The sequence below is a fragment of the Erwinia sp. STN24 genome, from assembly GCF_041320675.1.
Taxonomy (GTDB): Bacteria; Pseudomonadota; Gammaproteobacteria; order Enterobacterales; family Enterobacteriaceae; genus Erwinia; species Erwinia aeris.
This window is the reverse complement of the sequence record NZ_JBGGPM010000009.1, coordinates 76692-89192: the sequence shown is the minus strand read 5'-3', so window position 1 is coordinate 89192 and position 12501 is coordinate 76692. Positions and strand designations below refer to the sequence as shown.

The 12501-nt window shown below is 61.6% G+C and carries 13 protein-coding genes; 10 read left to right on the top strand and 3 right to left on the bottom strand.

Going from position 1 to position 12501, the window contains the following annotated elements; genetic code table 11:
• Positions 1-3: 3 nt before the first annotated feature.
• Complete coding sequence (locus tag ACA373_RS20810) at positions 4-1590, bottom strand: gamma-glutamyltransferase family protein (RefSeq protein WP_301253359.1); 1587 nt, start codon at positions 1588-1590, stop codon at positions 4-6.
• Positions 1591-1772: 182 nt separating this feature from the next.
• Here ACA373_RS20810 and hpxU point away from each other — a divergent pair, with 182 nt between their 5' ends.
• From hpxU to ACA373_RS20760, 10 genes are all read left to right on the top strand, one after another.
• Positions 1773-2612 (top strand): MurR/RpiR family transcriptional regulator HpxU, encoded by an 840-nt coding sequence (hpxU, locus tag ACA373_RS20805; RefSeq protein WP_253455341.1) that lies wholly within the window; start codon positions 1773-1775, stop codon positions 2610-2612.
• Between the two features lie 252 nt (positions 2613-2864).
• A complete protein-coding gene (locus ACA373_RS20800) occupies positions 2865-3644 on the top strand; it encodes a transporter substrate-binding domain-containing protein (protein WP_370735028.1) in 780 nt (259 codons plus the stop codon).
• A gap of 10 nt (positions 3645-3654) precedes the next feature.
• Complete coding sequence (locus tag ACA373_RS20795; RefSeq protein ID WP_253455339.1) at positions 3655-4320, top strand: amino acid ABC transporter permease; 666 nt, start codon at positions 3655-3657, stop codon at positions 4318-4320.
• A complete protein-coding gene (locus ACA373_RS20790) occupies positions 4320-4976 on the top strand; it encodes an amino acid ABC transporter permease (protein WP_253455338.1) in 657 nt (218 codons plus the stop codon). Before ACA373_RS20795 ends, ACA373_RS20790 begins: the two co-directional genes overlap by 1 nt.
• Positions 4957-5694 carry an amino acid ABC transporter ATP-binding protein gene (locus ACA373_RS20785; protein WP_125288932.1) on the top strand — a complete coding sequence of 246 codons (738 nt, stop codon included), beginning with the start codon at positions 4957-4959 and terminating at the stop codon, positions 5692-5694. The genes ACA373_RS20790 and ACA373_RS20785 overlap by 20 nt, the downstream gene beginning before the upstream one ends.
• A 29-nt stretch (positions 5695-5723) precedes the next feature.
• Positions 5724-6962 carry an alanine--glyoxylate aminotransferase family protein gene (locus ACA373_RS20780; RefSeq protein WP_370735027.1) on the top strand — a complete coding sequence of 413 codons (1239 nt, stop codon included), beginning with the start codon at positions 5724-5726 and terminating at the stop codon, positions 6960-6962.
• Entirely contained in the window at positions 6962-8245 is a 1284-nt protein-coding gene (gene hpxK, locus ACA373_RS20775; RefSeq protein WP_370735026.1) for an allantoate amidohydrolase, read from the top strand. The genes ACA373_RS20780 and hpxK overlap by 1 nt, the downstream gene beginning before the upstream one ends.
• Positions 8235-8729 carry a 2-oxo-4-hydroxy-4-carboxy-5-ureidoimidazoline decarboxylase gene (uraD, locus tag ACA373_RS20770; RefSeq protein ID WP_370735025.1) on the top strand — a complete coding sequence of 165 codons (495 nt, stop codon included), beginning with the start codon at positions 8235-8237 and terminating at the stop codon, positions 8727-8729. Before hpxK ends, uraD begins: the two co-directional genes overlap by 11 nt.
• Positions 8730-8757: 28 nt before the next feature.
• A complete protein-coding gene (gene uraH, locus ACA373_RS20765) occupies positions 8758-9093 on the top strand; it encodes a hydroxyisourate hydrolase (protein WP_370735024.1) in 336 nt (111 codons plus the stop codon).
• A gap of 94 nt (positions 9094-9187) precedes the next feature.
• On the top strand, positions 9188-10510 hold the full coding sequence (locus ACA373_RS20760) for a nucleobase:cation symporter-2 family protein (protein WP_370735023.1): 1323 nt from the start codon (positions 9188-9190) through the stop codon (positions 10508-10510).
• Between the two features lie 42 nt (positions 10511-10552).
• Here the strand turns inward: ACA373_RS20760 and ACA373_RS20755 are convergent, their stop codons facing one another.
• Both ACA373_RS20755 and ACA373_RS20750 read right to left on the bottom strand, forming a co-directional pair.
• Positions 10553-11320, bottom strand: coding sequence for an amidohydrolase (locus ACA373_RS20755; protein WP_370735022.1), 768 nt, complete (start codon positions 11318-11320; stop codon positions 10553-10555).
• Positions 11308-12468, bottom strand: a complete 1161-nt coding sequence (locus tag ACA373_RS20750) for a pyridoxal phosphate-dependent aminotransferase (protein WP_370735021.1) — start codon at positions 12466-12468, stop codon at positions 11308-11310. The genes ACA373_RS20755 and ACA373_RS20750 overlap by 13 nt, the downstream gene beginning before the upstream one ends.
• Positions 12469-12501: the final 33 nt, after the last annotated feature.

Genomic DNA, 12501 nt, shown 5'->3' with positions numbered 1-12501 from the left:
CTGTTAAAAACCGGCCGCGCTGCCGTTGCTGCGGGGATCGCTGGCGCCTTCCAGCATGCCGTTGGTATGGCGGACAATCGCGCCTGCGTGGCCGACCGCCTCGCTGAAATCCTCCAGCGCTTCGACTTCATGCCCCAGCTCGCGCAGGCGGGTAAAGGTGGCGGCGGAAAAACGGCCCTCCAGCTTCAGCGAATCGGAAGCCTGGCCCCAGGTGCGGCCGAGCAGCCAGCGCGGCGCGCTGACGCACTGCTGTAGCGGCATTCCCTGCACTACGTGACGGGTAAAAATGGCGGCCTGAGTCTGCGGCTGGCCGTCGCCGCCCATCGAGCCGTAGACCATGGTGCGGCCGTCGTTCAGCCGTGCGGCGGCGGGATTAAGCGTATGAAAAGGCTGTTTGCCCGGTGCTAAAGCCAGCAAGTGTTCGGGATCCAGGCTAAACGCCGCGCCGCGATTTTGCCAGGTGATGCCGGTGCCGGGCAGCACCACGCCGCTGCCGAATTCGTGATAGATGCTCTGAATAAAAGAGACGGCAAGGCCGCTGCTGTCCATCACGCCCATCCACACGGTATCGCCCGGCCCTTTGCCGGTTCCCCAGCCGGCCGCGCGGCTGTCGCTGATTTGCCCCGCCAGCGTTTCGAGCTGGTCGGAATCAAGCAGCGCCTGCATCTCTTCGCGCATATGCAGCGGATCGGTGATATAGCGGTCGCGCAGGCCGAAAGCCAGCTTGGTCGCCTCCACGATGCGGTGCACGGTCTGCACCTCGTCTGCTTCCGCCATATTCAGATGATTGGTGATGCCCAAAATCGCCAGCGACACCAGGCCCTGGGTCGGCGGCGTCATATTAAAGACCTCGCCGTACTCGTGGCGGATGCTTAATGGCTTACGGCGCTTCGCCCGATGCTTATTAAGATCTTCCAGCGTAATCGGCATGCCAAGCGCCGACATTTCTGCCGCCAGGCGATTAGCCAGCGAGCCGCGATAAAAGCTGTCCAGCCCCTGTTCCGTCAGGATGCCCAGCGTGTTTGCCAGCGCCGGTTGGGTAAAGCGGCTGCCGGCGCGCGGCACCTCGCCATCCGGCAGGAAAGCGGCCGCGAAGCCCGGCTGCGCCGCCAGCTCGTGATATTTGCCGGCGGTTGCGGTCGACTGCGATTGGGTGACGGGAATGCCGTCCGCCGCATAGCGGATCGCATCGGCCAGCAGGCGTGAAACGGGCATCACGGCACCGCTAAGCTCGTTGGCTATCGTCAGCGCTTCTGACCAGCCGCTGACCGTTCCGGCTACCGTCAGCGCCGATTTTGGCCCGCGATGGGGGATAGCCGCCGCGCCGTCATAAAAAGCGAAATCGGCCAGCGATCCGGCCGCGCCGCTGGCGTCGATGGCGATGGGATCGCCCTGCGGCGGCATAATCAGCCAGAAGCCGTCGCCACCCAGCCCGTTCATATGGGGATAAACCACGGCGATCGTGGCCGCCGCCGCGACCATCGCCTCAATAGCGTTGCCGCCTTCGCGCAGAATGGCCAGCGCGCTTTCACTGGCGAGATGATGAGGCGTTACGGCCATGCCAAGCGGAGCGAGATTACTTTGTATCATCACGTTCTCATTTTCAGGGACGGAGCAGAAAGGGAAGCAAGAGCTGTTCCAGTTTGTTGCAGCCGGAACGGCAGGGCAGTGAAAAAACGCGTCCGGCTTGCAAGATGAAGGTGAACTTTTCCGCCCGGCACGTTATTTGTATACGTTATCTTCTCTGAAACAAAAGTTACAAGGTTCATATCATGAAGCAGCTTGATGAGCGCCTGAGAAATCACTATCCCCAGCTTTCTCCGCAGGAGCAGCGCGCGGCGGATTTCATCTTCGATCATTTTGACGATTTGATTAGCTATAACAGCGCAGAGCTGGCGCGGCTCAGCGGCGTTTCTAAAGCGACCGTCAGCCGCTTATTCAAACGTCTTGGCTATGAGAAATATCGCGATATGCGCGACGAGTTGCGTACGCTGCGCCAAAGCGGCATGCCGCTGACCGACAATCGCGACGCGGTGCAGGGCAACACGCTGCTGGCGCGCCACTACAAGCAGGAAATGGCGAACCTGACGCAGTGGGTAAGCCAGCTGGACGCCGCGCAGTTCGGCGAGGTGGTGCAAAGACTGGCCGCCAGCAGGCGCATCTTTATTGTCGGTATGCGCAACTCCTGGCCGGTGGCGCTGCACCTTCGGCAGCAGCTGTTGCAGGCGCGCGGCGAGGTCTCCGTCGTGCCGCAGCCGGGGCAGACGCTGGCGGAAGAGCTGCCGGATATGACGCCGGACGATGTAGTGGTGGTGATTGCCTTTCGCCGTCGTCCGCGCATCATTAAGCCCCTGCTGCAACAGCTTCAGCAGGCTGGCGTGCCCACGCTGGTGATTTGTGAGCCGCAGGCGCAGGCGATCCTGGCGCTGGCGACATGGCAGCTTTGCGCGCCGTTGGACAGCGTGTCCGCTTTCGACAGCTATGCCTGCGCCAACAGCCTCATCAACCTGCTGACCAATGCGCTGCTGCATGAGCTGTTAAGTAAAGGTCGTCAGCGCATCCATCATATCGCTAATCTGTACGGCCAGCTGGACGAGCTGGAACAACGCTGACAGGGCACCATTTTGGTGCTTTGCTTTATTTCAGGGCAGCGCCGCAGGCATCGGGAAACTGTTTTCTGAGCTTGCTGACATGCTTCTTTTTCTGCCTTATCTTCTGCTTTCTGGCTAGTTTGAAACCGCTTTTTCCTTTCTTTGCGTGCTGTTCCACGGGTGGCGATCCCTTTTTCCGTGGCTGGCACATTAGTTGCAAATGATTATTTCAGGAATCTTTCGTTTCATGTTGGCTTAACCGGGGAAGAGAAAATGAAAAAAACGTTACTGGCGATCGCGGGCGCAGTATTGCTGTTCACCCAGGCCGCACAAGCGGATCAGTTGCAGGATATAGAGAAACGCGGCGTGCTTCGCGTCGCCGTGCCGCAGGACTTTCCGCCGTTTGGCTCGGTCGGCACCGAGCTACAGCCGCAGGGTTACGATATCGATATGGCGCGCTACCTGGCCAGCCAGATGAAACTTAAGTTACAGCTGGTGCCGGTCACCAGCGCCAACCGCGTCCCCTATTTACAGACGGATAAAGTGGATCTGGTGATCTCCAGCCTGGGTAAAAATCCCGAGCGGGAAAAAGTTATCGCCTTCAGCCGCGCCTATGCGCCTTTCTTCCTGGGCGTTTTCGGGCCGAAAGAGGCCGAACTGCAAGCGGCAGCCGGGCTGAGCGGCAAGTCGATTGGCGTAACTCGCGGCGCGGTAGAGGATATGGCATTAAGCGATATTGCGCCCAAAGACGCGCAGCTGAAACGCTATGAGGATAACAACACTACGCTGTCGGCCTACCTGTCGGGCCAGGTACAGTATGTGGCGACCGGCAACCTGGTGGTGGCGGCGATTGCGCGCCAGAACGCAGACAAAGCGCCGGTGGCTAAGTTTATGCTGAAAGATTCGCCCTGTTTTATCGGGATGCGCAAAGGCGAACCGGCGCTGAAGGCGAAGGTGGATAGCCTTATCGAACAGGCGATCAAAGATAAAACGCTGAACGGGCTGTCGCAGCAGTGGCTGAAAGCGCCGTTGCCGGCCGACTTCAGCGCGTAAGGGCCGGCCAATGACGGAGCAACTCGACTTTCCGGCGCTGCTGCCTTACTGGCCGCAGCTGCTGGCCGGACTCTGGATCACTATTCAGCTGACGGTGATGGCGACGGCGGGCGGCGTGGCGCTCGGTATTCTGGGCGCGGCGCTGCGTAGCGGACGGCCTTCGGCGCTCAGCCGCCTGTGGGGCTGCTACGTTGAGCTGATCCGTAACACGCCGTTTGTGGTGCAGCTGTTCTTTATCGTGTTTGGCCTGCCGAACCTGGGGCTGAAGCTGACCGCTGGCGAAGCGGCGCTGCTGGCGATGCTGATCAACCTGGGCGCCTACAGCACGGAAATTATCCGCGCCGGGATCCAGGTCACGCCGAAAGGCCAGTGGGAAGCGGGCCGGGTGCTGGGCCTGACGCGGTCGCAGACTTTCCTGCGCGTGGTTCTGCCACCTTCTTTAAAGCGCATTTATCCGGCGCTGGTCAGCCAGTGCATCATCGTGATGCTGGGATCGTCCGTGGTCTCGCAGGTTTCGTATGAAGAGCTGACCTTTGCCGCCAACCTGATCCAGTCACGCACCTTTTTAAGTTTTGAGGTCTATCTGGTCACCACGCTGATTTATCTGGCGCTGTCGATCGCCATGCGTCAGCTGCTGCTGGCGGCCGGACGTAAATGGCTGGGAGGAACGGCCTGATGACGACATTTACCGACTGGGACATTCTGCGCAATTTACTGCTGGCGGCGCGCTGGACGCTGCTGCTGTCGCTGACCGCGTTCTTTGGCGGCACGCTGGTGGCGATGCCGCTGGTGATGGTGCGCCTGACGCGCCGCCGCTGGCCTAACCGGGTTATCAGCGCCTGTATCGAGCTTTTTCAGGGCACGCCGCTGCTGATGCAACTGTTTCTGGCGTTTTTCGGCGTGGCGCTGTTCGGCATCGACGTCTCGCCGTGGACGGCCGCCTCGCTGGCGCTGACGCTCTATACCAGCGCCTTTCTGATCGATATCTGGGTGGGCAGCATCAACGCGTTGCCGAAAGGGCAGTGGGAGGCGTCGCGCTGCCTGGGGCTTGCCAAAGGCCAGACGCTGTATCGCGTGGTGCTGCCGCAGGCGCTGCGTATCGGCATTGCGCCGACCGTGGGCTTTGCCGTACAGGTGGTCAAAGGCACCGCGCTGGCGTCGATTATCGGCTTTGTCGAGCTGACCAAGGCGGGCACCATCCTGAATAACGTGACCTACCAACCTTTTAAAGTTTTCGGGCTGGTGGCGCTAGGCTACTTCCTGATCTGCTATCCGCTGTCGCGCTACAGCCAGTACCTGGAGAAAAAATTCAATGCCGCTCATCACCATTAATCAGGTACAGAAATATTACGGCGCCAACCACGTGCTGAAAGGCGTGGATCTGGACATTGATATGGGCGAGGTCATCTCGATTATCGGCCGCAGCGGCTCGGGGAAAAGCACGCTGCTGCGCTGCATCAACGGGCTGGAAGGCTATCAGGAAGGCAGCATCAAGCTGGGCGGCATGACCATTACCGATCGCGATTCGCAGGCGCGGGAAATCAGCCGCTCCGTTGGCATGGTGTTTCAGAACTTCAACCTGTTTCCGCATATGACGGCGCTGGAAAACGTCATGCTGGCGCCCAGGCGCGTGCTGAAAAAGAAAGAGGCGGAATGCCGGGCGCTGGCGGCGCAAATGCTGGAGAAGGTCGGCCTCGGCGAGCGCATGGATTACTACCCGTCCAGCCTTTCCGGCGGCCAGCAGCAGCGCGTGGCGATTGCGCGGGCGCTGGCGATGACGCCCAAAGTGTTACTGTGCGATGAAATCACCTCGGCGCTCGATCCGGAGCTGGTGGGTGAAGTGCTGAAGGTGCTTGAGCAGCTGGCCCGCGAAGGCATGACGCTGATTTTAGTCACGCACGAAATGAATTTTGCCCGGGAAGTGGGCGACCGCGTGGTGTTTATGCATCAGGGCCGCGTCTGGGAGCAGGGCGACAGCAAAAGCGTGTTCGCCAGCCCGCAGACGGCGGAGCTGAAACAGTTTATCTCATCGGTGCGCGGCCTGAGCTGAGCACCGGATCTGCAAGAGAAGGAAACGAAATGGATGTAACCCGCTATCCGCAAATTAATCCGCCGCAGCGCCTGTTGATGGGGCCTGGGCCTATTAACGCCGATCCTCGCGTATTGCGCGCCATGTCCAGCCAGCTGCTTGGGCAGTACGATCCGGCCATGACGCACTATATGAACGAGGTGATGGAACTGTATCGCGGCGTGTTTCGCACGCAGAACCGCTGGACGCTGTTGGTTGACGGCACCTCGCGCGCGGGCATCGAGGCTATTCTGCTGTCGGCGATCCGCCCCGGCGATAAGGTGCTGGTGCCCGTTTTTGGCCGCTTTGGCCATCTGCTGTGCGAGATCGCCCGCCGCTGCCGCGCGGAAGTGCACACCATCGAAGTGCCGTGGGGCGAAGTCTTCACGCCGGATCGCATCGAAGACGCGATCAAAACTGTGCGCCCTCGTCTGCTGCTGACCGTGCAGGGCGATACCTCCACCACCATGCTGCAACCGCTGGCCGATCTGGGCGGCATCTGTAAAAAATATGGCGTGCTGTTCTATACCGATGCCACGGCCTCGCTGGCCGGCAACGCGCTGGAAACCGACGCCTGGGGTCTGGACGCGGTCTCCGCCGGAATGCAGAAATGCCTCGGCGGCCCGTCCGGCACCTCGCCGATCACGCTAAGTTCGGAAATGGAAGCCGCGATCCGCAAACGCAAATGCGTAGAGGAAGGGATCCGCACGGCGGCGCATCAGGATGGCGACGACGAGATGATCTACTCCAACTATTTCGATCTGGGGATGATCATGGATTACTGGGGGCCGGAGCGGCTGAACCACCACACCGAAGCGACGTCGGCGCTGTTCGGCGCGCGTGAATGCGCGCGGCTGATTATGCAGGAGGGCCTGGATAACGGCATCGCCCGCCACGAGCTGCACGGCGACGCGCTGCTGCAAGGCATTCAGGGCATGGGGCTGGAAACCTTCGGCGACCTGCAACACAAGATGAACAACGTGCTGGGCGTGGTCATCCCGCAGGGCATTAACGGTGACCAGGTGCGCAAGCTGATGCTTGAGGACTTCGGCATTGAAATCGGCACCTCGTTCGGCCCGCTGCACGGCAAGGTCTGGCGCATCGGCACCATGGGCTATAACGCCCGTAAAGACTGCGTGATGCAGACGCTGAGCGCGCTGGAATCGGTGCTGACCTGGCTGGGTTATAAAACGCCTCAGGGCGCGGCGATGCAGGCGGCCTGGGATCGTTACGCCGTCGGGAGCCGCTGATGGAGCCACTCAATCTTGCAGAGGCGCAGCAGGCAGCGGCCAGGGTGATGGCGCGCTGCGATCGCCTGGCGGAAATCAGCGAAACGGCGGACGCGCTCACCCGCGTCTATCTGTCGCCTGAACACCTCCAGGCCAACCGGCTGGTAGGGGAATGGATGGCGGCGGCGGGAATGCGCATCTGGCAGGACAGCGTCGGCAATATCTGCGGACGCTATGAAGGGCAGCAGCCCGATGCCCCCGCTCTGCTGCTGGGATCGCATCTGGATACCGTGCGCAACGCGGGCCGCTACGACGGGATGCTCGGCGTGCTGACCGCGATTGAAGCCGTGCAGGCGCTGCACCGGCAAAATCTGCGGCTGCCGCTGGCGGTGGAAATCGTCGGCTTCGGCGACGAAGAGGGAACGCGCTTCGGCATCACGCTGCTGGGCAGTCGCGGCCTGACCGGAAGCTGGCCGGAAAGCTGGGTCAGCCATCCCGACGGCAACAGCATCACCGTGGCGCAGGCGATGGCCGACGTCGGGCTGGATGCGCAGGCGATTGGCGAGGCGGCGCGTGAGGTAAAAGATATCGTCGCCTATCTGGAGCTGCACATAGAGCAGGGGCCGTGCCTGGAGCAGGAAGACCTGGCGCTGGGCGTGGTCACGGCGATCAACGGCGCACGCCGCCTGAACTGCCGGTTTGTCGGTGAGGCGGGCCATGCGGGCACGGTGCCGATGACGCATCGTAAAGACGCGCTGGCGGCGGCAGCGGAATGGATGGTGTTTATCGAACAGGCTGCGGCAAAGCACGGCCCGCAGCTGGTGGCAACGGTCGGCACGCTCCAGTGCCTGCCGGGCGCGGTCAACGTGATCCCCGGCGAGGTGGCGCTGAGCCTGGACGTGCGGGGGCCGGAAGATCGGGCGCTGGCGGAACTGCTGTCGGCGCTGCTGACCCAGGCGGAAGCGATAGCGCTGCGGCGCGGCTTAAGCTTCAGCGCCGAAGAGTATTACCAGATCCCGGCGACGCGCTGTGACGAAAAGCTTCAGGCGGCGCTGAGCCAGGCGGTAACGGCGGTGCAGGGCCGCTCGCTTTCGCTGCCCAGCGGCGCGGGTCACGACGCCATTGCCATGGCGGAGCGCTGGCCGGTCGGCATGTTGTTTGTCCGCTGCGATCGCGGCATCAGCCACCATCCGGCGGAATCGGTCAGGGTGGAAGACGTGGCGCTGGCGGTTCGCGCCTGGACGAAAGCGGTGAGCGAGATAGCGCTGTCAGCAGACAGCACAGGAGGTCAGCGTGTCGCCTGAACAGTTTAATCAGGCCCCGGTCGCCGAGGCCAGAAAGCACATCGCCCACTGCGTCGCGCTGGCAAGCTGGGTGGAAGAAGTGGTGTCCGCACGCCCTTTCGCGTCGTTGGACGAGCTGCTGCAAACCGGCGAGCAGCTGGCGAGCGGCTGGGACGGTCAGGCGCTGGACAAGGCGCTTTCCGCGCATCCACGCATCGGTGAAAAGGCGCAGGGCAGCGACAAAGAGGCCGCGCTTTCCAGCGGCGAGCAGGGCAGCGTTAAGGAGGCGGATGCCGCGCTGAAAGAGGCGCTACGGGCAGGAAACGCCGCTTACGAACAGCGTTTTGGCCGGGTGTTTTTAATCCGCGCTAAAGGGCGAAGCGCCGGAGAGATGCTGGCCGAACTGCATCGACGCCTCGACAACGACCCGCAACAGGAGCAGCAGGAAGCGCTGGATCAGCTACGGGAAATCACTCTGCTGCGTTTAAAAGAGACGTTTCGCTAACCCAGCTACATTTGCACAGGAGAGTTCAATGAGCACCATCACCACGCATATTTTGGATACCGCACTGGGCAAACCGGCGATTGGCGTCGCCGTTTCGCTGGAGCAGAACAGCAGTCAGGGCTGGCTGCCGGTGGCGCAGGGCGATACCGATGCGGATGGCCGCATCACAGACTTAACGCCCGAGCCGCTGGCACCGGGCCATTACCGCTTAATTGCTGATATCGGCGACTATTTTGCCGCCGATGGCCGCGACGCGCTCTACGTCAGCGCCCAAATCGATTTCGTGTTGCCGGAAGCGGGCAGCCACTATCACCTGCCTTTCCTGATTTCGCCGTGGTCGTGGTCTACCTATCGCGGCAGCTGATCCTTTTATCCTTCGGGCCGCAGCCTGAATGATGTTGGGGAGAGATTAATAACCAGCACCGCCTTTGCGGCGAGTGCAGCAGTGAGGGGTAAACATGAGCGCCAGGCCAGAAGATACGCGTTACCCGGCAGGCAAATCTTTTGCCTGGGGATTGCAGCATGTATTGACGATGTACGGCGGCATTATCGCGCCGCCGTTGATTATCGGCTCGGCCGCCGGGCTGCACGCCGCCGAACTCGGGATGCTGGTGACGGCGGCGCTGTTTGTCAGCGGCTGCGCCACGCTGCTCCAGGCGCTGGGCGTGCCCGGTTTCGGCTCGCGTCTGCCGCTGGTGCAGGGCGTCTCTTTCGCGGGCGTGGCGACCATGGTGACGTTAGTGACCAGCGGCGGCGGCTTGCCGGTGGTGTTCGGCGCGGTGATCGCCTCTTCGCTGATTGGTCTGCTTATTGCTCCTTTGTTTGCCCATATCATCCGCTTTTTTCCTCCGGTGGTGACCGGCACCGTGATTACGGTGATCGGCCTGTCGCTGATGCCGGTCGCCGCGCGCTGGGCGATGGGCGGTAATCCACACGCGCCGGAATGGGGCTCGCCGGGCAATATCGGGCTGGCCGCGCTGACGCTGGGGATGGTGCTGCTGTTTCATCGCGTAGGCAACGCCGCGATAAAAAGGCTGGCCGTGCTGGCGGCTATGGTGTTGGGCACGCTGTTTGCTGTGGCAGGCGGTAAAACGCAGTTTTCGGGCGTGCTGCATGGCGACGTGGTGGCGCTGCCCGGCATCCTCAGCTTTGGGCTGCCGGTTTTCGACGTGGCGGCCATCCTGTCGATGACGCTGATCGTGCTGGTGCTGCTTACCGAAACCACTGCCGGGCTGATCGCTATCGGCGACATTGTCGGTACGGAGGTTGACGGTAAACGCATCGCCAGCGGGCTGCGGGCCGATATGCTGACCAGCGCGCTCGCGCCGCTGTTTAACTCCTTTCCGCAGAGCGCCTTCGCCCAGAACATTGGTCTGGTCGCTATTACCGGCATCAAAAGCCGCTATGTAGTGGCGGCGGGCGGCGCGATCCTGGTGCTGCTTGGCTGTCTGCCCGTGCTGGGCCGGATAGTCGCGGCTGTTCCCGCTCCGGTGCTGGGCGGCGCGGGCGTGGTATTGTTCGGCACCGTCGCGGCATCCGGTATCCGCACGCTGGCAAAGGTCGATTACAAAGAGAATATGAACCTGGTGGTGGTGGCGACGGCCATTGCGTTTGGCATGATCCCCATCGTGATGCCGACCTTTTACGACCGCTTCCCTGACTGGGTCAGAACGATTTTCCATTCCGGCATCAGCGCCGCCTGTGTCGTAGCCGTGCTGCTGAATATTGTGTTTAACAGCGTTAAAGGAACGGTAAGCGTGCAGGAAAGCCGATCGGGCTGAAGCATTCAGCCAGCAGGCTATGCGATGCCGGGCAGCAACGGCTTATAAACTAAACTCATCCGCATCGCGCCAGGCCGGAAAACGCTCCCGATATTCGCGCAGCTTGTCCAGCGATAGCTCGGCGCTCAGTACCGCTGGCTGATGCGGTTCGCCAGCCGCCAGGATTTCGCCCTGCGGGCTGATAATCCGGCTGTCACCGCTGTAGCTATGGCCGTTGGCATCGTGGCCGGTGCGATTGCAACCGGCTACGTAAGCCTGATTTTCAATGGCCCGCGCCAGCAGCAGCGCCTGCCAGTGCGTCGCGCGCGCTGCCGGCCAGTTGGCGACATACAGCGCCAGATCGTAATCGTTGCGGTTGCGGGAAAACACCGGAAAGCGCAGGTCATAGCAAATCTGCGGCAGAATGCGCCAGCCGCGAAACGCTATGATTTCTCGCCTTTCGCCCGCCAGGTAATGCTGGTGCTCGCCTGCCATGCGGAACAGATGGCGCTTGTCATAGCGATGTACCGTGCCGTCCGGCTCCGCCAGCAGGAAGCGATTGACCGCGCCCGCGGGCGTCTGAACGGCGACGCTGCCGCCGATCATGGCATCAGCCGCGCGGGCTTTCTCCTGTAGCCAGCCCACCACGCGCGCTTCCGGCAGCGAGCTTTTCGCCGCCTCCATCGCAAAGCCGGTGGTAAACATTTCCGGCAGTACAATCAGGTCGCGGCCCGTTAATCCGGCTAACAGCTCGTCAAAAAAACGCAGATTGGCTTCGCCGTCCATCCAGACCAGCGGCTGCTGTAGCACGCTCAGGTTTAAAGCTGACATAGCCGCTCCGCTGCCGCATCCAGCGTGGCTTCCTGTTTGGCAAAGCACAGACGGATGAGTTTATGAGGGAAAGGCCCGGCGCAGAAAACCGACAGCGGGATCGCCGCCACGCCCGCTTCTTTGGTCAACCACTGGCAAAAGGCGACGTCATCCAAATCGGAAACGGCGCTGTAGTCGGCCAGCAGAAAGTAGGTGCCTTCACACGGCAGGATTTCCAGGCGACTTTTCGCCAGCGCCTGTACAAAACGGTCACGGCGGGCACGATAAAACGCCGGCAGCTCGCGGTAGTGCTCTGGTTCGGCGTTCAGCATATCGGCCAATGCCAGCTGCGCGGGCGTGTTGACGGCAAAGGTCAGATACTGATGCACCTTGCGCACTTCCGCCGTTAACGCTGGCGGCGCCACGCAGTAACCGACCTTCCAGCCGGTCATATGAAAGGTTTTGCCAAACGAGGAAACGGCGATCGCGCGCTCACGCAGCTGCGGATGGGCGAGCACGCTGGCGTGGCCCTCTTTGGCAAAGCAGATATGCTCATAAACCTCGTCGCTCAGCACATAGATTTCCTGTGCTTTCACCGCTTGCCACAGCGAGGCAAAATCGCTTTTTTGCCAGACGGTAGCGGAAGGATTGTGCGGTGTATTGAGGACAACCAGACGGGTACGAGGCGACAGCAGCGCGGTAAATTCCTGCCAGTCGACGCGAAAAGCCGGCGGCTGCAAAGCGATGCGCTTCATCACGCCGCCAGCCAGCATCACCGCTGGCGCATAGCTGTCGTAGCTGGGATCGAAACAGATCACCTCATCGCCCGGCCGCACCAGCGCGGTAATGGCGGCATACAGCGCTTCGGTCGCGCCTGCCGTCACCGTGATTTCGCTGTCGACGTCGGGTTTATGCCCGTAAAGCTCCGCCGTTTTAGCCGCAATCGCCTGCCGCAGCGGCTGCACGCCGGTCATCGGCGCATACTGGTTGGCGCCAGCGCTGACGTGATGCGCCAGGCGCGCTTTCAGATAGTCCGGGCCGTCGAAATCCGGGAAGCCCTGAGAAAGATTAATGGCGTTATGCTGCTGCGCCAGCGCGCTCATTTGCGAAAAAATAGTGGTGCCCAGAGCGGGGAGTTTGCTCTCAGGCTTAATCGGCGTCTGGCTCATGATTAGTCACCCTTGCGGAACGCTATGGATATG

What these genes read in the sequence shown, in the direction of transcription:
- ACA373_RS20810 (WP_301253359.1), bottom strand. Translation starts at nt 1,590, where the DNA reads ATGATACAAAGTAATCTCGCTCCGCTTGGCATGGCCGTAACGCCTCAT.
- hpxU (WP_253455341.1), top strand. Translation starts at nt 1,773, where the DNA reads ATGAAGCAGCTTGATGAGCGCCTGAGAAATCACTATCCCCAGCTTTCT.
- ACA373_RS20800 (WP_370735028.1), top strand. Translation starts at nt 2,865, where the DNA reads ATGAAAAAAACGTTACTGGCGATCGCGGGCGCAGTATTGCTGTTCACC.
- ACA373_RS20795 (WP_253455339.1), top strand. Translation starts at nt 3,655, where the DNA reads ATGACGGAGCAACTCGACTTTCCGGCGCTGCTGCCTTACTGGCCGCAG.
- ACA373_RS20790 (WP_253455338.1), top strand. Translation starts at nt 4,320, where the DNA reads ATGACGACATTTACCGACTGGGACATTCTGCGCAATTTACTGCTGGCG.
- ACA373_RS20785 (WP_125288932.1), top strand. Translation starts at nt 4,957, where the DNA reads ATGCCGCTCATCACCATTAATCAGGTACAGAAATATTACGGCGCCAAC.
- ACA373_RS20780 (WP_370735027.1), top strand. Translation starts at nt 5,724, where the DNA reads ATGGATGTAACCCGCTATCCGCAAATTAATCCGCCGCAGCGCCTGTTG.
- hpxK (WP_370735026.1), top strand. Translation starts at nt 6,962, where the DNA reads ATGGAGCCACTCAATCTTGCAGAGGCGCAGCAGGCAGCGGCCAGGGTG.
- uraH (WP_370735024.1), top strand. Translation starts at nt 8,758, where the DNA reads ATGAGCACCATCACCACGCATATTTTGGATACCGCACTGGGCAAACCG.
- ACA373_RS20760 (WP_370735023.1), top strand. Translation starts at nt 9,188, where the DNA reads ATGAGCGCCAGGCCAGAAGATACGCGTTACCCGGCAGGCAAATCTTTT.
- ACA373_RS20755 (WP_370735022.1), bottom strand. Translation starts at nt 11,320, where the DNA reads ATGTCAGCTTTAAACCTGAGCGTGCTACAGCAGCCGCTGGTCTGGATG.
- ACA373_RS20750 (WP_370735021.1), bottom strand. Translation starts at nt 12,468, where the DNA reads ATGAGCCAGACGCCGATTAAGCCTGAGAGCAAACTCCCCGCTCTGGGC.